At 66.1% G+C, this 20,585-nt stretch carries 21 protein-coding genes and 1 other RNA gene; 3 read left to right on the top strand and 19 right to left on the bottom strand.

Going from position 1 to position 20,585, the window contains the following annotated elements:
- A partial coding sequence (locus tag VFV09_02260) for a penicillin-binding transpeptidase domain-containing protein (GenBank protein HEU4866527.1) occupies positions 1-1,368 on the top strand: 1,368 nt, incomplete at its 5' end.
- 8 nt (positions 1,369-1,376) lie between these two features.
- Here VFV09_02260 and VFV09_02255 read toward each other — a convergent pair.
- Positions 1,377-2,384 carry a serine protease gene (locus tag VFV09_02255; protein HEU4866526.1) on the bottom strand — a complete coding sequence of 336 codons (1,008 nt, stop codon included), beginning with the start codon at positions 2,382-2,384 and terminating at the stop codon, positions 1,377-1,379.
- Positions 2,385-2,618: 234 nt separating this feature from the next.
- Here VFV09_02255 and sat point away from each other — a divergent pair, with 234 nt between their 5' ends.
- Positions 2,619-3,821 (top strand): sulfate adenylyltransferase, encoded by a 1,203-nt coding sequence (gene sat, locus VFV09_02250; protein HEU4866525.1) that lies wholly within the window; start codon positions 2,619-2,621, stop codon positions 3,819-3,821.
- On the opposite strand, the gene mscL is transcribed toward sat, so the two are convergent.
- From mscL to cysG, 5 genes are read right to left on the bottom strand one after another with little or no spacing between them, the layout of a single operon-like run.
- Positions 3,818-4,264, bottom strand: coding sequence for a large conductance mechanosensitive channel protein MscL (gene mscL / locus VFV09_02245; protein HEU4866524.1), 447 nt, complete (start codon positions 4,262-4,264; stop codon positions 3,818-3,820). The two genes, sat and mscL, sit on opposite strands and share 4 nt — an antisense overlap.
- Positions 4,264-6,090, bottom strand: coding sequence for a DUF2207 domain-containing protein (locus VFV09_02240; protein HEU4866523.1), 1,827 nt, complete (start codon positions 6,088-6,090; stop codon positions 4,264-4,266). The genes mscL and VFV09_02240 overlap by 1 nt, the downstream gene beginning before the upstream one ends.
- 46 nt (positions 6,091-6,136) lie before the next feature.
- Entirely contained in the window at positions 6,137-6,757 is a 621-nt protein-coding gene (locus VFV09_02235) for a hypothetical protein (protein HEU4866522.1), read from the bottom strand.
- 27 nt (positions 6,758-6,784) lie between these two features.
- Positions 6,785-7,648 carry a YwqG family protein gene (locus VFV09_02230; GenBank protein ID HEU4866521.1) on the bottom strand — a complete coding sequence of 288 codons (864 nt, stop codon included), beginning with the start codon at positions 7,646-7,648 and terminating at the stop codon, positions 6,785-6,787.
- 2 nt (positions 7,649-7,650) lie between these two features.
- On the bottom strand, positions 7,651-9,015 hold the full coding sequence (cysG, locus tag VFV09_02225) for a siroheme synthase CysG (protein HEU4866520.1): 1,365 nt from the start codon (positions 9,013-9,015) through the stop codon (positions 7,651-7,653).
- 209 nt (positions 9,016-9,224) lie between these two features.
- Between cysG and VFV09_02220 the strand changes: the two genes are divergently transcribed.
- Entirely contained in the window at positions 9,225-9,545 is a 321-nt protein-coding gene (locus tag VFV09_02220; GenBank protein ID HEU4866519.1) for a winged helix-turn-helix domain-containing protein, read from the top strand.
- Here VFV09_02220 and VFV09_02215 read toward each other — a convergent pair.
- The 13 genes from VFV09_02215 to VFV09_02155 form a co-directional block, all read right to left on the bottom strand.
- Positions 9,542-9,715 carry a hypothetical protein gene (locus tag VFV09_02215; GenBank protein HEU4866518.1) on the bottom strand — a complete coding sequence of 58 codons (174 nt, stop codon included), beginning with the start codon at positions 9,713-9,715 and terminating at the stop codon, positions 9,542-9,544. The genes VFV09_02220 and VFV09_02215 overlap by 4 nt on opposite strands.
- A 25-nt stretch (positions 9,716-9,740) precedes the next feature.
- Entirely contained in the window at positions 9,741-10,670 is a 930-nt protein-coding gene (locus VFV09_02210; protein HEU4866517.1) for an ABC transporter substrate-binding protein, read from the bottom strand.
- Between the two features lie 32 nt (positions 10,671-10,702).
- Positions 10,703-11,377: an ABC transporter permease gene (locus VFV09_02205; protein HEU4866516.1), complete on the bottom strand. Its 675-nt coding sequence runs from the start codon at positions 11,375-11,377 to the stop codon at positions 10,703-10,705.
- Positions 11,368-12,042 carry an ABC transporter permease gene (locus VFV09_02200; protein ID HEU4866515.1) on the bottom strand — a complete coding sequence of 225 codons (675 nt, stop codon included), beginning with the start codon at positions 12,040-12,042 and terminating at the stop codon, positions 11,368-11,370. Before VFV09_02200 ends, VFV09_02205 begins: the two co-directional genes overlap by 10 nt.
- Entirely contained in the window at positions 12,039-13,142 is a 1,104-nt protein-coding gene (locus VFV09_02195; GenBank protein HEU4866514.1) for a betaine/proline/choline family ABC transporter ATP-binding protein, read from the bottom strand. The genes VFV09_02200 and VFV09_02195 overlap by 4 nt, the downstream gene beginning before the upstream one ends.
- Positions 13,143-13,151: 9 nt before the next feature.
- Positions 13,152-13,478: a hypothetical protein gene (locus VFV09_02190; GenBank protein HEU4866513.1), complete on the bottom strand. Its 327-nt coding sequence runs from the start codon at positions 13,476-13,478 to the stop codon at positions 13,152-13,154.
- Positions 13,479-13,483: 5 nt separating this feature from the next.
- Entirely contained in the window at positions 13,484-15,253 is a 1,770-nt protein-coding gene (gene rho, locus VFV09_02185) for a transcription termination factor Rho (protein ID HEU4866512.1), read from the bottom strand.
- An 864-nt stretch (positions 15,254-16,117) separates the two neighbouring features.
- Positions 16,118-16,978: a homoserine kinase gene (gene thrB, locus VFV09_02180; protein ID HEU4866511.1), complete on the bottom strand. Its 861-nt coding sequence runs from the start codon at positions 16,976-16,978 to the stop codon at positions 16,118-16,120.
- Entirely contained in the window at positions 16,971-18,032 is a 1,062-nt protein-coding gene (gene thrC, locus VFV09_02175) for a threonine synthase (GenBank protein HEU4866510.1), read from the bottom strand. The genes thrB and thrC overlap by 8 nt, the downstream gene beginning before the upstream one ends.
- Positions 18,032-19,321 carry a homoserine dehydrogenase gene (locus tag VFV09_02170; protein HEU4866509.1) on the bottom strand — a complete coding sequence of 430 codons (1,290 nt, stop codon included), beginning with the start codon at positions 19,319-19,321 and terminating at the stop codon, positions 18,032-18,034. Before VFV09_02170 ends, thrC begins: the two co-directional genes overlap by 1 nt.
- 17 nt (positions 19,322-19,338) lie before the next feature.
- The gene (locus VFV09_02165; protein ID HEU4866508.1) at positions 19,339-19,608 is read right to left on the bottom strand and encodes a DUF4235 domain-containing protein; all 270 of its coding nucleotides are present in this window, start codon (positions 19,606-19,608) and stop codon (positions 19,339-19,341) included.
- Positions 19,609-19,742: 134 nt separating this feature from the next.
- An RNA gene (rnpB, locus tag VFV09_02160) (RNase P RNA component class A) lies at positions 19,743-20,124 on the bottom strand.
- 9 nt (positions 20,125-20,133) lie between these two features.
- Positions 20,134-20,585, bottom strand: a 452-nt coding sequence (locus tag VFV09_02155) for a hypothetical protein (protein ID HEU4866507.1), incomplete at its 5' end; no start/stop codon positions are given.

The raw sequence follows: 20,585 nt of genomic DNA, 5'->3' as shown, positions 1-20,585 counted from the left end.
GAGGAGATCCTCAAGTACCCGTGGTTCGTCGACGCCGTCAAGAAGTACCTTCAGCACACCTACGGCGTTGAGCGGACCTTCAACGGCGGCCTGGAGGTCACCACGACCCTCGACCCCCGCCTCCAGGACCTGGCCGAGAAGGCTATCAACGAGGCGCTTCCGGCCCCCAGCGACCCCTACGCCTCGCTAGTCTCCATCGAGCCCTCCACCGGCTACGTAAAGGCCCTGGTCGGCGGGCGTGACTACCTGGCGGAGAAGTACAACATCGCCATCCAGGGACGCCGGCAGCCGGGATCGTCGTTCAAGCCGTTCGTGCTGGTGTCGGCGCTGGAAAGCGGCCTGCTGCCCACCAGCAGCTTCCGCGGCCCGTCGACGATCTGCCTGCAGGCGTGGCGGCCGAAGTGCGAGGTCAGCAACTTCGACAACGCCGGCTTCGGCACCCTCGACCTGCGGAGGGCGACCGTGAACTCGGTCAACACCGTGTACGCCCAGCTGATCCTCAAGGTGGGGCCCAAGGAGGCCGTGGACACGATCCGCCGGATGGGCATCCCCGGCCCGGAGTGGATGCCCCCCAGGAGCGGATGCACCGTAACCGCGGAGGACGCGTGCCGGACGCGCATCGAGGCGGTTCCCGCCCTGACTCTGGGCTCCGAGGAGGTCACCCCGTTCGAGATGGCGTCGGCCTTCGGCACCCTGGCCGCCCGCGGCATCTATCACGAGCCGAAGGTCGTCTCCAAGATCACCGAGGCGGACGGCACGGTAATCGAGGAGGGCCCGGCGCCCGGCAAGGACGCCTTGGACTCCCAGGTCGCCGACAACGCCACCAACATCCTGGAGGGCGTGGTCACCGGTGGAACCGGGACCCGCGCCAACATCGGGCGGCCGGTTGCGGGAAAGACCGGCACCGCGCAGGACTTCCAGAACGCCTGGTTCGTCGGCTATACGCCGGAGCTGTCGACCAGCGTGTGGATCGGCTTCAAGGACGCCAACAAGCCGCTGCTCGGGGTCCGGGGCCTCAATCGGGTGACCGGCGGCACCATCCCGGCGCAGATCTGGGCCGCCTATCAGAAGCCGGCGCTGGACGGGCGTGACATCACACCGTTTGCCGACCCGGAGCCGCTCGAGCCGCTGGCCCTGCCGCGCAAGGCGGCGGCGACGCCCGATCCGTTTGCTTCGCCCTTTGTCGAGCCGTCGTATGTGCCGTTCACACCCGAGCCGGAGATTCCGACTCCCACCTACTCGCCTCCACCCCAGCCGCCGAACTCAACCGGGGGCAACCTGCTGTCGGACATATTCGGTAATCAGTCGCCCACTCCGGCGCCTGTGAGCCCGAATCCCGTTCCAACCTCGAGCGCGACGCCCCCGTAAACGGGTGGTTAGCCGATGGGCACGTCGGCGGTGTTCGGGTTCGACACCGGCGGCTGGACGACGTCACCCGGGCCGACCTCGGCAGGCGCCTCGGTAGGAGGAGCGGCGGGAGGGGCAGGCGCCGGGCTGGCCGTCTTGCCCGGCGAAGGGCTCGGGGTTGTCTTCGTCCTGTTGTTCGAGGGGCACCGGAGAATCCGAGAGCAGGCTGCTTCAATCGGTGTGGCGTCGGCCCTGGTGGTGCCCGCAGCCGGGGTCGCCGTCGACCTTCCGGTAACACTTTTGGTGAGAATTCCCACAACCCTGCCGTCGGCGTCGAGCAGCGGCCCGCCCAGGTAGGCGTCCGGGATCTCGGTGTCGATGCCCAATGACCCCGATGTGACGCTCGTCAGCTTGGCTGCGATGCCGGTGGCGTACGGCTGGCCGCGCATGCTGCCCACGGCGTAAACCTGGTCGCCCTCCTTGGGCTCGGTGACGCGGGAAAACCGAAGCGAGCGCTCCGCAGCCACCCGGTAGATCACCAGAGCCAGGTCCCTGCCCGGGTCCGTTTCGTAGACCTCGCCCACGAGGTCCGAGTTGCGGTGGCGCACCGACGGGTCGTTGAACTCCTTCACGCCTGCCACCAGCTTGTAGCTGGTGACCACCCAGGTTCCGTCGTCGGTGGAGTTGACTACAAACCCCGTTCCGCTGGCGGGCGCACCCGACGAGTCCTTGCCCGTGATCCCGACAATCGCCGGTGCCGTCGTCTGAACCAGCTGCTTGGTGGGGTCGACCGGGCTCGGGGTGGCGCCGGACACGGTCTGGTTTGGAGACTCGGTGGGTGCGGGGGCGCTGCCGATCTTCTCCTCCAGGCTCTTCTGCAGCTCCTCCTGGGATTCCAGCAGCTCGCTCCGCAGGCTGTTCACCTGCCCCTGATACACAGCGAAGAGGATCAAGCCGGATAGCCCGGCCCCGAGCCCGAACATCAGGATCCAAACCGCCAGCTGGACGACGGTTTTGGGGGTGAGGAGGTTTGCCATACCCTCTTTGTCGACCGGCCCGTAAGGATCGGGGCCCTTGCCGGGTGGCTGATAGCCACCGTACTGAGGGGGCTGATAGGAGGACGTGGAGTGCGGCATCGTTTTGATCTTACCTGCCGGAAGCTACGCGATAACGTTGGATAGAATACCCGGGCACGAAATGCCTACCGGGAACCGCCCACTCCCTTCGGGCCAGAGGCCGCAGTTCGCGCTACAGCCAGGGAGACTTGAAGCATGACGACTCGCGACGACCGCACCACCTCCCGCCACGCCACCGGCGGCGCCCCCGCGCACGGCGGGGTGCTGATCCAGCTGATGGCCACCGGGGACGATGCCGCCGGGTGGGTCGACAAGGCGCCGGACCTGCCCTCCATTACGATCTCGGGCCGTACTCTGGCCGACCTCGAGTGCCTCGCGGTGGGCGCGTTCAGCCCCCTCACGGGCTTCATGGGCCGGTCGGACTACGAGTGCGTCCTGAAGGAGATGCGGCTCATGTCCGGCCTGGCGTGGACCCTCCCGATCACCCTGTCGGCCACCGACGAGGAGCTGGAGTCGTTCAAAGGCCAGGACAACATCGTCCTCAAGTCACCGGCCGGCGAGATCCTGGCCATCCTTCACCTTGAGGAGGTCTTCCCCTACGATCGCTCCGCCGAGGCGCGGCACGTCTACCGCACCGAGGACCTGAACCACCCGAGCGTGGCGGCCATCGCCGAGCGGGGGGAGCACCTGCTGGGGGGCCGTGTCACAGTTCTGGCGCTTCCGGCAGGCCGGCCTTTCGAGAGCCTGCGGCTCACCCCGGCGCTGGTCCGGGAAGAGCTGGCCCGGCGAGGGTGGAGAACCATCGCCGGCTTCCAGACCCGCCAGCCGATCCATCGGGCCCACGAGTACCACACCAAGGTTGCGCTGGAAACCATCGACGGGCTGCTGCTGCACCCGATGGTCAGCGAGGGCAAGGGCGAAGACTTCCCGGCAACGGTCCGCATGGCCGCCTACGAGACGCTTCTGGCCAACTTCTATCCTCCGGGACGGGTGCTGCTGACGGCCTTTCCGGCGACCATGCGCTACGCCGGCCCGCGGGAGGCCGTGTTCCACGCGATCTGCCGGAAGAACTACGGCTGCACCCACTTCATCGTCGGCCGGGACCACGCCGGCTTCGCCAGCTACTACGGCTCGTTCGAGGCCCACGAGATCTTCACCGAGTTCACCACCGACGAGCTCGGCATCACCCCCCTGCTGTTCGACCACGCCTTCTGGTGCGGCCTCTGCGACCAGATGACCACCGTGAAGACATGCCCCCACTCCCCCGAGGAGCGCATCGTCCTGTCGGGAACCGAGGTCAAGCGCCGGCTGTCGCTGGGCGAGTCGATCCCCAAGGAGTTCACCCGCCTGCCGGTTGCCGAGGTGCTTCGCCGCTCCCTGAAGGGCGAGGACTACTAGCCCTCGGGAACGGGCTCGGGCAACGGCTGGACCTCTGCGGTGCAGAAGGCGCACCGTGAGGCTCCGTTCGGAATGGCGCTCAGGCACTCCGGGCAGTCCCGGGTGGTCGACACCACGTCGGGCTCGGTCTTGCGCCTCTCGTTCAGCTTGTTCACCGGCTTGACGACCAGGAAGAAGATCGCCGCCGACACCAGCAGGAACGAGATAACCGCGTTCAGGAACAGGCCGTAGCTGAGGGTCGCCGGCCCCACCTCCACCGCGAGGCTCCTGAAGTCCGGAACCCGGAAGATCCCGGTCAGGGGCGTCAGAACATTTTCCACCAAAGAGCTGATCACCAACCCGAACGCACCGCCGATGACGACACCCACCGCCAGGTCGATTACATTGCCCCGCAACACAAATGCCTGAAACTCCTTCAGCAGACCCTTCTTCTCTTCCGCCATTACCAGGACCCCCCTCCGCCGCCACCACCGCCGCCTCCCGAAAAACCTCCCCCGCCGCTGAAGCCGCTGCTGCCGGAGGAGGAAGGGGTGGAGGAGATGGTGCCGGCCGTCGATGTGGTGAAGCCGTTGATCGAGTTCGAAAACGATGAGGCAGTGAACGCGTGGTTGGGGTGGCTGCCGACGTACCAGTAGGTCTCCGGCAGCTGGCCGTCGATTCCTTCGAATGCCTTAGCCCACTTCTTGGTGGCGCCGAAGACGATAGCGTACGGCAGGTACTCGGAGAACAGGTTTTTCTCCTCGGCGAATCGCGCCCGGTCCTTCTCCGAGTCCTCGATGAACCTGCGGAAGCCCTTGACCCGGCGGGCGGCAGCGGTGCCCCTGGCCGTCTTGCTGGGCATGCGGTGGGCGTTGACCAGCACGAGCAGCCCGGCCAGCGGGAACGGGATGGCCATCAGGCCGAAATGCGTGAACGCGGCGACCGCCACCAGGAACGCCGTCCCCAGGATCAACAACACGACCCCGATCGCCGTCCAGGTGTGCCGGACCTTGTCCGGCCGGGTGGTGAACCAGCCCTGGTCGACGACGTCCTTGTACAGCGAGTCCTGCACCGCCTTCAGCTTGGTGGCGAACTTGTCCTCCAGCTGCGAGAGCATGACCTCCTGCTGGCCGCCGGAGAAGATGCTGCTCATCAGCAGCTTTTCGTACTTCCGAAGCTCCTCGTCGGGCTCTTTCAGCTTGTGCAGCCACCAGTCGTCCTTTCCGAACAGGCCCTCCTTGGGGATCTCCTCGATCCGGATGTAACCGCGCACCGCCAGGTCGACGATGGTTGCGATGACGTCCAGCGTGTTCGCCGTCTCGTCGACCAGCGTCCCCACCTGCCCCGGCCGCAGGTTGTCCGGCGGCAGGTACTCGACCGGGATGCCGGGTCGCTCGAAGGCGCCCATCGGCTCCTCCGGACCCGACTGCGCCATCGCGGCGTCCACCGGCGACCCGCTGAAACGGCGGTCCCGGCCCTTCCGGAGGATCTGCTGGTATACGAGGGCGCCGAACAGTGCGGTGAGCGTCAAGAAGCCGGCGATGGTGAACGGGGTCGCCCGGAAGGCGCTGGCCAGGCTCCAACGCTCGTCCAGGATGGGCGCCGGCTTGTCCACCACGCCGGTGGGAATCCCGACGACCACGGTCAGAGACTCCCGGGCGTTAAGCATCGGGTGGGCGAACTTGGCCTCGCGGCCTTCGGTCCGGGCGTCGGCGCAGCCCAGGCTCGACCCTTCCGGCCCGGCGAAGCACGCCGCCCGGGTGACGTCGGCGGGGGCGGTGACGGTGACGTTGATGTTCCTGATCGGGACGTCCCACTCGAACCCGACTGCGTTCCAGTACAACTCGTCGTGCTCGTCGAACGAGTTCAGGGCGGCTTCGATGCGGTAGACGATCTCGTACTGGCGCAGGCCGCTGATCGTCTCGTCGGGGTCGCCGATCTTGAGGACGTGGTTGTCGCCCTCGGTCAGCTCCTCGAACTCGTCGGGCGTGCCGGGCGATCCGGTAACCGAGATCACGTCGATCGGGTAGATGCGGTCGAACTTGTCGTCGTAGGTGAACCGGACCGGGATGTTGCGGAAGATGCCGTGCCGTTCCGCGGCGCCGAAGTCGTAGTTGATCTTCTCGGTGATCACGAGGTCGCCGCTGGGCTCTTCGATCAGCATGTCGACCTGGTAGCCGGTGATCTGCTCGAAGCCGGATTGGGCGAGCGCGGGTGCCGGTGCGAATGCAATGACGAACAGCGCCAGGGCCGCCACCAACCCCCGCAGTCGAGCCGGCAACAGCTTCATTTGCGTAACTTAACACCGCCCGGTGCGGCGGTGAAGGAAAAGAGTTTTATCGGGCCTGAAGTGCGTCCATGCCGACTGCGATCGCAAGAACCAGGCGCCGGTCGATGGTCCGCCCGGTGTCTGGGGTCATGTCGAGATCGTAGGTGTCGCTGATCTTGAACATCCGCCGGCGGTGGGTGCCGAGGACCGTGTCCCCCCGGAGGAAGACGAAGTGGTACGGGATGGGCAGCCAGTTGGCTACGTCCGAGAGGTAAGGCACGAACCCGACGAGCCGCCGGATCGCCGCCACCGCCTGGCTCTCCTCCATGACGGTTGCAGTCTCCTGGCCGGAGCTGTCGAAAAGTTTGTAGGTCGACCGGAGCAGGCTGGCGCCGAAGACCTTCTGGATCGCTCCGATGGTCTGGCCGGCCGAGTCGGTGACGTCGTAGCGGGCCGACGGGTCGAACCGGTGCCGCGCCTTGATGCGCAGCAGCTCCTCGGTGCGGCTGGAGTCGGTGTAGAAGCGAATGTCCTCCTTGAACTTGAAGGTCTTCTGCTTGACGAAGCAGAAGGGGTCCCCGGCTTCCCCGCCGGACTCGGCGGTGTAGAAGTCGTACTCGTTGGTCACCATGCGGAACCGCTGGCGGAGGACAAACCGGTCGTGCTGGTTCGGATCGATGATTGGCATTGTCAATCAGTGTAGCGACTTATACTCCTAGTAACTTTGCAGGATCGCCCACACCCGGTCGAACCTTCGGTCCCGCAGGTCCTGACGGGGGATCCAGAAGTACAGCATGCCGGCGTCGCCCCAGTTGAGGTTGGCCGACGGGTCGGAGTCCAGCTGGAGAAGCAGGACCCAGTCCGATGCCCCTCCCTTCAGCTCGTTGCGCTTCTCCTCGGCCTCCGCTCCTGCGTCGCCGGCGCCGTTGGAGACCAGCTGGGCCTGGATCTGCATGTCGTTCTGGATGTTCTCCGAGTAGCCGAGGAAGTGGTGGTTGGCGTCGGACATCGGAGGCCCCTGGCGCCGCTCGTAGGCGGCGGCGAACTCGGCGTACTTGTCCATCTCCCACTCGGTCATCGAGGCCCGGATCTCCAGCAGGTCGCCGGCCTGGGACCTCGGGTGCGGCACCGAGATTCTGGGGAAGAAGTCGAGGCACCGTTCGTCGAGCCGGGCCTTGCCCTCCGGGTGGCTGCGCTCGACGAACGTGGACATCTCGGCGAAGTAGAAGACCCGGAACCGGTCCTTGTCGGCCAGCTCGAACCCCCACGGCTGGGCCTCGAGGTCGTAGAAGAAGCTGAGGACACCGCCGCGGGGCAGCAGCCGGGCCATTTCCATGTTGCGCAGCTCGTTAGTGTTGAGCTGGAGCAGAAAGTCCAGGGGGCGGTCGCCCACCGGCCACTCGAACCGGCCGGGCACGTTGGGGTTGCCGCCGAGCTTGCTCGGGGGTGAGATCTCGGGCTGCTCCGGGGGCTCGGTCAGCCAGAAGCCGATGGACGTCTCCGACAGGCCGCTGACCTCCGCCTCCAGACGTCCGAGGCCGGCCGCGGCCAGCTGCTCGTGCAGGCTCGGGAGGACCACGGCTATCCGGCGCCTTCCACAAGCTTGCTCCTCAGGCGCACGACCTCCCCGACCACCAGGATCGACGGGGAGCCCAGGCCGGCCGCCGATGCCGCCTCCTCGAGGCCTTCCAGGTCACTCACAACCACCCGCTGGTCGGGACGGGTGCCGTTTTGGATGAGGGCGACCGGCGTCCCGGGGCTGAGGCCGCCGGACAGCAGTCCGTCGGAGATCTCTCTCAAGTTGTTCAATCCCATGAGGACGACGATCGTCTCGACCGATCCGGCCAGGCCCTTGAAGTCAACCGGCCGGGGGCCGCCCGAGTGCCCGGTGACGATCGCCACCGACGACGAAAAGCGCCGGTCGGTGACCGGGATGCCCGCCGCCGCCAGGGCGGCGATCGCCGAGGTGGGCGCCGGCACGACCGTGAACCCGATCCCTGCGTCGACCAGGGCCTCGGCCTCCTCGCTCCCCCGCCCGAATACGAAGGGGTCGCCGCCCTTCAGCCGAACGACGTTCCGGCCCTGCTGCGCCAGCCGGATGAGAGTGGCGTTTATCTCCTCCTGCCGGGCGCTGTCGCCGCCCCGGGTCTTGCCGGCGTAGATGGCCTCCTTGCCTTCGACCAGCGAGGGGTCCACCAGCCGGTCGTAGACCACCACATCTGCTCCGTCCAGGGCCTTACGGCCCTTGAGGGTGATGAGCCCGGGGTCCCCGGGCCCGGCGCCGACGATCCAGACGTGGCCCGGGGCCTCGTCGCCCCGCAGCACCTTGAGGACCGAGTCCTTCACCTCCTGGTGGCGCCCCTGTTTGACGAGGGTGATCAGGTCCGGCTTCAGCGCACGCTCCCAGCGGGCGGCCCACTCGTCGAACCCGACGCTGCGTGCGGCGAGGGCCTCCTCCCGAACCTCGGCAAGGATATCGACGAGGACCCCGTACTCCTCGCCCAGCTGCTGTGACAGCCTCTTGCGCAGGTTCTTGGCCAGGGCCGGCGACTTGCCCCCGGTGGACAGGGTCAACAAGAGGTCGCCGCGCCGCACGACGGCGGGGACGGCGAAGTGGCAGTACTGGCTGTCGTCGACGGCGTTGAAGAGCACCCGCTCCGCCTCCGCCTCCTCGAACACCGAGGCGTTGACCAGGCCGTCGTCGGTTGCCGCGATCCCGACAAAGGCGCCCTTCAGGTCGCCCGGCCGGTAGCTGCGCCGGACCAGAGTAACGCCGCCCTCACGGGCCAGATCCTCCAGACCGCTGCTGGGCTCCGGGTCGATGACGGTCACCCGGGCGCCGGCGTCGAGAAGTCCCCGGACCTTTCCCTCGCCGATGCTGCCTCCACCGATCACCACACATCGGCGCTCCCGCACCTCCAGCATCACCGGGTATCCGAACGACATAGATCTCCTCGAGGGGTCAGCCGGTCCTTCTTTCAAATGTTAGTCCCCCTTAGCCGCCCGCGCTGAACCGAGTTAACGGGGACTTTTCCGACGTTTTCCAGGACGTCCCCGGAGGGTTGCAAAGTCATAAATCGAGCGTTCCAGAAGGTTTAACCGTCCCGAAACATGGATGCGACCCGCAAGTAACTTTGCAGACCTAGCCTGCGGACATGGAAGGCAACTCCAACGGTGCTCCGGACAGGTGGTTCGAGTTGGGCTCCCTGGAGGTAGACCTGGAGTCCTATCGAGCAACCCTCTCCGACAAGCCACTCGACCTCTCACCCTCCCAGCTGGAGATGCTGGCGATCCTGTTGTCCAACCTGGGGCGGGTCACGTCCAGGGAAGAGCTGTCCAAGGCGGTGGGCCTGAGGCGAGGCCGGTCGGTGGACGTGATGTTGTGCACACTGAGAAAAGAGCTGGGCCGGGACTTCATCAGAAACGTCAGGAACAGAGGATGGATAGTAGACCCGGACATGCTGACTCCGACTTAATCGTCGTCGTCGACCGCTGAAGGATTCAAAACGCTCCAAACCGAGCCCTGCGACCTCCACTCCAGATAGGCGGTAACGTCGCCCCCCTCGGGAAACGGCCAGAACCAGAGACCAAAGTCCATAGGTTCCCCCACCGCCGGGCCGATCAGGAGGGGTGTGGACCCGAACATCGGGGTCCACACCCCTCCGTGACCTCTAGATCAGCCCCTCGTCCTCCAGGAACTCCTGCGCGACATCGGCAGGCTCTTCTTTGTCGAGCTCAACTGCAGCGTTCAACTCGGTGATGTTCTCGGTGGTCAGCGTCTCGCTGACCGCATTCAGCAGCTCGGTGATCTCGTCGTTGTTCACGTCGTTCCGCACCAGCGGGGTGATGTGATCGGCGGCCTGCAGGTTCTTGTCGTCCTCCAGGACCACGAAGTCGCGGTCCTTGATCACGCTCGAGGTGGAGAACAGCAGGCCTACGTCGATCTCGCCGCCGTCCAGGGCCGCGACCGTCAGCGGGCCGCCGACGTCCAGGGCCCGGAACTCCTTGAACTCGATCCCGTAGGTGTCCTTCAGGCCGATCAGGCAGAGCGGCCTCTCCGGGCACTCGGGCGGTCCGCCGAAGACCAGCTCTCCGCCGATCGCCGCCAGGTCGCTGACCTTCTCCAGGTCGCGGTCTTCCGCGGTTTCTTTCGACACGACGATCGCGTTGGTGTCGTCGGCCCCCGAGGGGTCGAGCAGCGTCAGTTCCTTGTCGCCCAGAGCCGCACGAACTGCGTCGGCCGCATCGGCCGGGTCGGATGAAGGCGTGGCATCCGGCTGCAGGAACAGCAGCAGCGACGTCAGGTACTCGGGCACCACGTCGATCTCGCCGCTCTCCAACGCCGCCTGCGACACGTCACGGGCGCCGATGTCGAGCTGCCGCTCCACGTTGTAACCGGCGTCCTCCAGCACCTGCGCGTACATCTCGGCAACGATCTGGTTCTCGGCGAATGCGCCGGAGACGCCTACCGTGACGTCGCCCTTGTTCTCATCGGCGTCTCCGCCGGAGCCTCCGTCGTCGCCTCCGCCGCACGCGCCCAGCAGAAGCGTCAGCAGCAGCATCGCCGCCGCCAGCCCTCGTTTCACATAACCCTTGATCAACGAAACCTCCCCCACGCCACAGGCGCGATCGTTTACGAACTCGTCCTCGGCCGGGCCAGCCGCTCAACTCCGCCCATGAACAACTCGGTGAAAATCGCCAGAATCGCGACGAGGATCGCTCCGCCCAGAATGCGGGCGTCGTCCCGCACGGCAAAGCCGTCGATGATGTACCTACCCAATCCCCCGCCGGCTACCAGGGCGGCCAGCGTGGCGGTGGCCACCACCTCGACCGACGCCGTCCTTAAGCCCACCATGATCACCGGGGCTGCCAGCCGGACCTCCAGCCGCCGCAGTATTTCCCCGTCGGCCATGCCCATCCCCCGGGCGGCTTCCACCAGGTCGCGGTCGACCCCGGCCACGCCGACGTAGGTGTTGGTGAGGATCGGCGGGATCGCCAGGGCGAACAGTGCGATGAACGTGGGCCAGAAGCCCAGCCCGAGGTTGAGCTTCAGGGCGATCGGCAGGGCCAGCCCGAGGATGGCGAACGAGGGGATGGCCCGTCCGATGTTCGACAGCGTCACGACCATGAACCGGCCCTTCCCGGTGTGGCCTATGGCCATGCCGACCGGGATCGCGATCAGGGCTGCGGCGAGCACGGTCACCAGGGAGATCCGCACGTGCTCGAACATCCGGTGCGGGATGCCGGCGGTTCCCGACCAGTTGGCCGCATCCAGGAGCCACTGCATGGCCTCGGCGACTACGCCCACTTGTTCTCCTTGCTCCACGGCGTCAACGCCCTCTGGAGACCCAGCAGGCCGACGTCGGCGAGGACGGCCAGCAGGACCGACAGCGTGGCCCCCACGACGATCGGCGTAGAGAAGAACCGCTGGATCCCCTGCAGGATGAACTTGCCCAGGCCCCCCTTGCCGATCAGCGAGGTCACGGTGACCAGGCCGATGATCGTCACGGTCGCCACCCGTATACCCGCCAGGATCACGGGGAACGCCAGGGGGAGCTCCACCTTCCACAACATCTGCCGGGAGGTGTACCCCATCCCCCGGGCCGCCTCCTTGGTGTCGGCGGGCACCCCCTCCAGGCCGGCGACGACGTTGCGGATCAGGATCAGCAGGGTGTAGCTGACCAGTCCGATCTCGGCGGTCAGGGTGGTCAGGCCGGTGTAGGTGGTCAAGAAGGCGAACAGGGCCAGGCTGGGGATGGTGTACAGGAACCCGGCGAACCAGGTCACCGGCGCGTAGGCCTTGCGGTGGCGGTAGGCATAGATGCCCACCGGCACGGAGATCGCCAGCCCGATGCCGACCGCCAGCCCGGTCAGGTAGGCGTGCTCGACCAGCTGTTCCCCTATCCGATCGAGGTTCCGCTCGACCCACTCGGGGCGGAAGAACGGCTCCTCGGTCGCCTGGGCCAGGATCACGCCAGGATCTCCCGGCTGATTCGCTCCAGGTTCAGAACTCCCCGGTACCGCTGGCCCTCCCACACCACGGCCGCCACCTGGGTCTCGGATGTGATCAGTGAGTCGAGCGCCTCACGAAGCGAGCTGTCCGCGGTGACGTAGGCGCTGAACCTCTCCGGAGACGCCTCGCCGACCTTGGACTTGCCCTTCAGGTCGCCGGCGTCCACCCAGCCCAGCAGCTCTCCCTCCTGGACCACGCTGACCCAGGTAGAGTCGAACTCGCGCATCACGTCGGTCGCCCGTTTTACGGTGTCGTCCGGCGAGACTACCGGGCCGTCCTCCACCTCGATCTCGCTGACCTTGATCAGCGCCAGGCGCTTGAGCCCCCGCTCCGACCCCAGGAACTCCTTGACGAAGTCGTTGGCCGGGTTCCTCAGGATCTCCTTGGGGGTGTCGTACTGCTCCAGCACGCCACCGACGTTGAGGATCGCGATCCGGTCGGCCATCTTGATGGCCTCGTCGATGTCGTGGGTCACGAACACGATGGTCTTCTTCAACCGGTCCTGGATGTCCAGGAACTGGTCCTGCAGGCGGGCCCGGACGATCGGGTCGACGGCGCCGAAGGGCTCGTCCATCAGCATCACCGGCGGGTCTGCGGCGAGGGCCCGGGCCACCCCGACTCGCTGTCTCTGGCCTCCGGAGAGCTCGCTCGGGTATCGGGAGAGCAGCTCGTTTTTCAGCTCGAGCATCCCGGCCAGCTCCTTGACCCGGCCCTTTACGCGGTCGTCCTCCCAGCCGAGCAGCTCGGGGACCGTCCCGATGTTCTGGGCGATCGTGCGATGCGGCATCAGGCCGATGGTCTGGATGACGTACCCGATCCCGCGGCGAAGCTCGACCGGGTCCTGCCTCGTGACTTCCTTGCCGGCCACGAAGATCTCGCCGGACGTGGGCTCCACCAGCCGGTTGATCATCTTCATGGTGGTGGTCTTGCCGCACCCCGAGGGGCCGACCAGGACCGCGGTCTCCCCCTCCTCGATTTCGAGCGAGAGGTGGTCGACCGCCAGGGATTCGGAGTTGGAGAACCGCTTGACCACGTCTACCAGACGAATCATCGGCTCCATGCCGGGACTCTACCCCGCTGAGGGTGGGAGGAAAAGCTGCAGGTTCCTGCAGGTCGGGCAGCGGTACACCTCGACCGGCAGATCCTGCTCGACGGCCCCCAGGGCCTGTGCCACGTCTTTGTCCATGCCGGTCGCCTTGTCGCTCAACCGGAACTCCTGCACGCCGACGAGCTTCATGGACGACCTGCAAACCGGGCACGGCGTCTGCGGGCCGGACTCGATCCGGCGCTGCTTGGCCTTGTCGTAGCCCTTGGAGGCTTTACCCATGGTTTTGAAGGTCGCCAGAATCGCGAACAGCGTGCAGACGCCGAACAGCACGAATATGAGGGTGCGCAACTGCGTTAGTCGCCGGGGCTCTGCTTGGAGACCTCCATCAGGAACTGCAGGTTGCCCTTGGTGGAGCGCATCTTGTCGATGAGCAACTCCAGCCCGGCGCCCGAGTCGAGTGCGTGCAGCACCCGGCGCAGCTTCCAGACCAGGTTCAGCTCCTCCTTGGTCAGCAGCAGCTCCTCTTTCCGGGTACCCGACGAGGAGATGTCGATGGCGGGGAACAGGCGCTTCTCGGAAGCCCTGCGGTCCAGCTTCAGCTCCCAGTTGCCGGTGCCCTTGAACTCCTCGAAGATGACCTCGTCCATACGGGAGCCGGTTTCCACCAGCGCCGTGGCGATGATCGTGAGCGAACCACCCTGCTCGATGTTCCGGGCCGCTCCGAAGAACCGTTTGGGCGGGTACAGGGCGGTGGAGTCCACACCACCGGAGAGGATGCGGCCGGATGCCGGCGTCGCCAGGTTGTAGGCCCGGGAGAGGCGGGTGATTCCGTCCAGCAGGATCACCACGTCACGGCCGAGCTCCACCATGCGCTTGGCACGGTCGAGGGTCAGCTCGGTGACCTGGATGTGGTCGTCCGACGGGCGGTCGAACGTGGAGTAGACGATCTCGCCGTCCACCGAACGCTGCATGTCGGTGACCTCCTCCGGACGCTCGTCGACCAGTAGGACGATCAGGTGGGCGTCGGGGGCGTTGGCCCGGATCGAGTTGGCGATCTGCTTCATGACCGTGGTCTTGCCGGCTTTCGGGGGCGAGACGATCATGCCTCGCTGGCCCTTGCCGATGGGGGCGACCAGGTCGATGATGCGCTGGGCAATCTCGTTGGGCTGGTCGGTGACCTCCATCCGGATGCGCTCCTCCGGGTACAGGGGGGTCAGCTTGTCGAACCACGGACGCCCGAGGATGTCGGCCGGCGCCTTGCCGTTGATGGTCTCGATCCGCACCAGCGCCTGGTACTTCTCGGACTCCTTCGGCTTGCGGGCCATGCCGACGATCTCGTCGCCCCGGCGAAGCTGGAAGCGGCGCACCTGCGACAGGGAGACGTACACGTCCTCCTGGGTCGGCAGGTAGTTGGAGGTCCTCAGGAACCCGTATCCCTCGGGAAGGGTGTCCAGGATTCCGGTTGCCGGCTCTAGGTCGGCCTCGTTGATGACTTCGGGCTCGCGGGGTGCGCGGTCCGGACGGTCCTGCTGCTGGTTACGATCCGGCCGGTTGTCGCCCGGTCGGTCGGAACGCTGCTGCTGCTGCTGGTCGCGGCCTCCGCGGTCGCGTCCCCGGCGGCGGCGTCCGCGGTCGCGGTCTCCACCACGGTCACCTCCACGATCCCGGTCGGTGCGCTCACGGAACGGCGGGCGGGGCTCGGTGTCGGAGCGGCCTTCGAACTGGTGCTGGCGGGGCGTGGTCGTGCGGGACGGAGGGGCGGACCCGACCTTGACCTCGCTGGAGCCGTTGGATCCGTTCGTCTCAGCGGAAGCGGGGGCGCCGTTGGGAGCAGCCGACTCTGCGGGCGAAGCGGGGCTTGAGCTGCTGGGCTCCGCCGGGGCCGAGGTTTCGGCGGCCGGCTCGGTTGCGGTTTTCGCGACCCGCGGGGTGCGGGCAGTTCTGGGAGCTGGGGACTTGGTCGCGGGGGCGGCGCCGTTGCCGCCGCCGGAGGGTCCGGTCAGGATGGCGTCGATCAGTTGGGCTTTCTTGAGGCCCTTGCCTGCCAGACCCATCTCAACAGCCATGGTTTGCAGCTCGGCCACTTTTTTTCCGGCCAAGGCTTCGCGTTGCTTCTCATCCATCAAGTTCTCTCCCGGTAAGGACTCGGTTCAAATCGAACCGATCACATCTGTGTCCGATTGTTTGGGGTTTAGTCAGCGGATCGGACGCACCGCTGTGCCGCTCAGATAAATCTTGTTTGCTGGCCCTTGCCAGTTTGGATCGACGCCCGTTGGCGGCCACATCCCGTCTTTGCCCGTATTCAAAAATCCATCACTGCGGCCAAAGGGATCAGGTGGACCGAGGAAGCCGGTGACAACTGGGGTTCCCGGCTATGGTCAGAGGTTGACTCTATACCCACTACCTCGGCTTGATAGTCGTCAGAGAGATGTCGTTCGGGCACGTGTCCTGCCGCTCAGCGCCGTCGTGGCGAGCCAGATCCTGAAGAACTTGAGATGTCTCCCAGAGGGTGTGATCGAAAAATGAGTTCGAACTACCGTGGGATGGTTCCGCGATCCTTTGAGGATGCAGCGCTCCACCGCAGCTGCCCACAGTTCCCTGTTGGGCCTGAAATGGATTGTTCACTCATTGTAAGCGCAACCGGGGTTGCAAGCAATAACCACCCGTACAACAGGCAGGCCGGCACGCGCTTGGAGTGGCCTCGACACACCGGGTAGCCGCACCACAAAGACGCCGCTGTCGTTGAAACAGGTAGTCGACTCCTTCCGCTCTTCCCCCAAGAGGACTTCACGATACTCACCGCGCCTTCGGACGTGGACTTTGACCATGGGAAGTCGATCCGTCGTCCATAGCGATCCCGAGATCATGCACGGGACACCGGTTTTTCGTGGGACTCGAGCCGCTCATTCCTGAGCTTCTCCAGGCTCTCAATTCAACTTCCCCGGGAGAATTCAGGCGTATCGGGCCCTAGAGGGCACGGATGCTGCCTAGGAGACTGTCGCCCCTCCACGGTCCCAGCCGGGGGTGAGCACCTGCCATCCTTCCGGCGCCACCTCTGAAGCCTTCTCAGCCGCCTTCGACAGTTCCTCCGCAGGAACCATGCTGATCAGCGACGGCCCGGCCCCCGACATGGTGGTGGCGATCCCGGCCGCCCTCAACTCCCGGTGGACCGACTGCGACGCCGGCATCAGCGGCAGCCGGTAGGGCTCGTGCATCCGGTCCTCGGTAGCGGCCATCAGCTGGTCCAGGCCCGCCGTCCCGGTGAGGATGGCCACCAGGGCCGCGGTGGCCGCGGCGTTTGCTATGGCGTCGGCTCTGGAGAGCTCGGTCGGGACCACCTTGCGGGCGGCGCCGGTCCGGAACCGCTCCTTGGCGACGAGGACGATGGGGGCGATCTTCTCGGTGGGCTGCAGGTTGATCCAGCTACCTCCCACGCTCAGCACCAGGCCCCCGAAGAGCGCCGGCAGCACGTTATCCGGGTGGCCCTCGATCTCGGTGGCCAACCTGGCCAGGTCGTCGTCCCCCAGGTCCAGGCCCCCGAGCGCCCGGGCACCCACGAGGCCGGCGACGATCGCCGAGGCGCTGGCCCCCATCCCCCTCGCAGAGGGGTAGATCCCCACGGTCTCGATCCGCACCTGCGGCGCCGCGACCCCCGCCTTGTCGTAGGCGGCCATGAACGACCGGTAGGTCAGGTTGTCCGGGATCGGGTGCAGGCGCCCCCTCCCGGCGATCACCGACTTCTCCGCCTCGGAGAACTTGATCGTCAGGTAGCTGCCGAGGGCTACCCCGAGAACGTCAAAGCCGGGGCCCAGGTTGGCTGCGGTAGCCGGGACCCTTACCTCAGGCAACGGAGGTCAGGCCGAGGGCCTGGGCGACGGCGTCGATCTCAGCCTCCACCTGCATCGGCTTGGGCGCTCCCGAGATGGCCCAGCTCGGGTCCTTCAGGCCGTGGCCTGTGAGGATGCAGACCACCGTCTTGCCCTTTTCCAGCCGGCCTTCGTTGGAGAGCTGCAGCAGACCGGCAACCGGGGCCGACGACGCCAGCTCGGCGAAGACACCCTCGGCGGCAATCAACCGGTAGGCCTCGAGGATCGCCTTGTCGGTCACCGACCGGATCTCGCCGCCGGAATCCCGGGCCGCGGTCAACGCACCATCCCAGGAGGCGGGGTGGCCGATTCGGATCGCGGTGGCAATGGTCTTGGGCTGGTCGACGGGATGGCCGAGCACGATAGGGGCCGCCCCGGCCGCCTGGAACCCGAACATCTGGGGGAGGCTGTCGGTGATCCCATCCTTGAAATACTCGTTGTAGCCCCTCCAGTAAGAGGTGATGTTGCCGGCGTTGCCGACCGGGATGATGTGGTAGTCGGGGGCCCTCTCCAAACGATCGCAGATCTCGAAGGCGCCGGTCTTCTGGCCGAGCAGCCGGTGCGGGTTGGTGGAGTTGACCACCACGATCGGGTACGGGCCCTCCAGCTTGCGGGTGATCTCGAACGCCTGGTCGAAGTTGCCCCGGACCTCGACGACCTTCGCGCCGTGAACCAGCGCCTGCGCCAGCTTGCCGGAGGCCACGTTGCCCGCCGGGATCAGGACGACACACAGGATGCCGGCTTTGGCGGAGTAGGCGGCAGCCGATGCCGAGGTGTTCCCGGTGGAGGCGCACACGACCGCTTTGGCCCCGGCGGCGACCGCCTTGGTGATGGCCATGGTCATCCCGCGGTCCTTGAACGACCCGGTGGGGTTCATCCCCTCAAACTTGAGAAAGACCTCCAGTCCGGTCCGCTCGGAGAGCCGCTCCGACAGGATCATCGGGGTGTTGCCCTCGCCCAGAGAGATTACCGGGGCGTTGTCGTCCATCTCCAGACGGGGGCGGTAGTGCTCGATGACGCCTTTCCACGAACCCATCAGTCGTCAGCGGACTGGACGCGCATGGACGACGCGATCGCGTCCACCACCTCCAGCTTTCTCAGCTCTGCGAGCAGAGCCTGGAAGTTGCGCTCCACGGCGTTGTGGGTGACGAGGATGAGGCGGGCCTCCTTGCCCATCCCCTCCTGCAGCATGCTCTTGATGCTCACGTCGTTGTTGGCAAAGGTCTGAGCCACCTGCGCCAGCACCCCGGGCTCGTCGGCGACCTCGAGCAGCACGTAGTACTGGCAGACCGTTGCGTCCATCGGGCGGACCTTGGCCGGCTGGCTGTATATCGACCCCACGCCCCGGCCGCCTCCGACGATGTGGCGGGCGACGTCGCACACGTCCCCGATCACCGAGATCGCCGTCGGGGGCCCTCCGGCGCCCCGGCCGTAGAACATCAGCTCGCCGACCTGGCGGCCTTCGATAAAGATTGCGTTGAGGTTGTCCCGAACCGAAGCCAGGGGGTGGGTCTCCGGGATCATCGCCGGGTGGACCCGCATGGCGATCTCACCGTCGACGCACTCGGCTATCGCCAGCAGCTTCACCGCGTATCCGAGGCTGTGGGCGTTGGTGATGTCGGCCTTGGTGACCTGGGTGATGCCCTCCCGGTAGACGTCGCCGGCCACCACCCGGGCGTTGAAGGCGATGCTCGCCAGGATCGACAGCTTGGCCGCCGGGTCGAAGCCTTCGATGTCGGCGGTCGGGTCCAGCTCGGAGTAGCCGAGGCGCTCGGCCTGGGCCAGCGCCTGGTCGAACTCCATGCCGTCCTCGGCCATCTTGGTGAGGATGTAGTTGGTGGTGCCGTTGAGGATGCCCATCACCCGTTCGACGCGCTCGCCGGCCAGCGACTCCTTCAGGGGGCGGATGATCGGCACACCCCCGGCAACCGATGCCTCGAAGCTGAACTCGACCTTGTTGGCCTCCGCCTCGTCGAACAGCTCACGGCCCAGAGCGCCGATCAGCTCCTTGTTGGCACTGACCACGTGCTTGCCGGCGCGCATGGCGTCGAGCAGCAGGGTTCGGGTGGGCTCGATGCCCCCCATGACCTCGATCAGGATCTGGACGTCGGGGTCCTTCACTACCTCGGAAGGGTCGTTGGTGAAGACGTCCCTGGAGAGCGGCACGTCCCGCTCCTTGCCGAGGTTGCGGACGGCGACCTTGCGGATCTCCAGTCGAGCGCCTACGCGCTCGGCTATCTCCTCAGAGTGCGCGTCGAGGATCCGCGCAACGGCGGAGCCCACAATGCCGCACCCGAGCATTCCAATTGAGATCGAATCTGCCAAGTTCGCCGGTACCTCTCCTAAGCCTTGTCTTCCCTCACCGAAGGTGCGGTCAGCTCGCGGACCATCTCCCTGGCCATGCCGACGGCGGCTGCGGTTACACCCATCCACGCCATCTTGGTTGCCATCGAGGACTCATCGGGGTCCGGAATGGGCTTGTGCAGTCCCTTGGTCCAGAACTTCTCGACGGCCATCATCGTCAGCTTTGCTGCCAGAGCGCTCAATCCTAGCGCCAACAGCTTCTGGGCCATACCGCCTGAACGTTCCGTCTTCTGAGTCTTCTTAGCCATCGCGCCCTCCCAAGTCTTTTGGCCCTACGCACCGTAGAGCATAGAAGACGGTTAGCCGCACGGGGTGAAACCAAAACATGACACACAACGGGCCGGCCCGTGACCCATCAAAAAGGCCCCACAAGGGGGCCTTTTTAAGCAGCCGGCCTGTAGGCCGGGTTCTGTCCTTCTTTCAAAGGGGCGACCATCCATCTGGGACCTTGGTTACCCAAGGCCTCTAGCAACCTACCCGGGGCGGTTGAAGCGGGCCGCTCCATGTCCCCTGTTGGTCTTGCTCCGAGTGGGGTTTGCCTAGCCGCCGGGATCGCTCCCGGCGCTGGTGCGCTCTTACCGCACCGTTTCAACCTTGCTGGGGAGTTTCCTCCCTTAGCGGTCTGCTTTCTGTTGCACTTTCCAACGGTCACCCGTCCTGGGGGTTACCCAGCACTCTGCCCTGTGGAGCCCGGACCTTCCTCAGCACCGTTCAAGCAACCTTGCAGCAGCTTGAACGAGCGCCGCGGCCGCCCGGCCGACTGCTCTCCTATTCTAGCTCCGCGGTCCGGTTGCCGGAGCCCCGCCATACGAGGCCAGGAGGTGCTCCAGCCCCCGGGCGCTCAAGAGATGGCCAGCCTCGACCGCCAGCGCCAATGACTCCCGGGCCATCACTTCGGCTTGCGGATCCCTTCTGAGAAACGCAAGCCGTGCGATCGACAGCCTGCACTCGAACTTGGGCATCTCAGGCCCCTCCATAACGAGCCGGTGGAGCTCTTCCGCTGCGTCGAACTCACCCAGGTCGATAAGCACAGGTGCAAGCCTAACCGCGGCGGAACTGATGAATATCGGCATGTCAAACGCATTGTTCAGGGCCTCGACGAGTGCCGACCTGGCCTCCTCCAGCTTGCCCCGGACATGCAAAACGCTTCCGAGCCCGATCAGCCCGGTAACTACGAGCTCACGGTGGCCCATCAGCCGGCCCAAACGAAGGCTTTGTTCGGCGT

The organism is Actinomycetota bacterium (genome assembly GCA_035759705.1).
Lineage (GTDB): Bacteria > Actinomycetota > CADDZG01 > JAHWKV01 > JAHWKV01 > JAJCYE01.
This window is presented reverse-complemented; position numbering and strand designations above follow the sequence as displayed.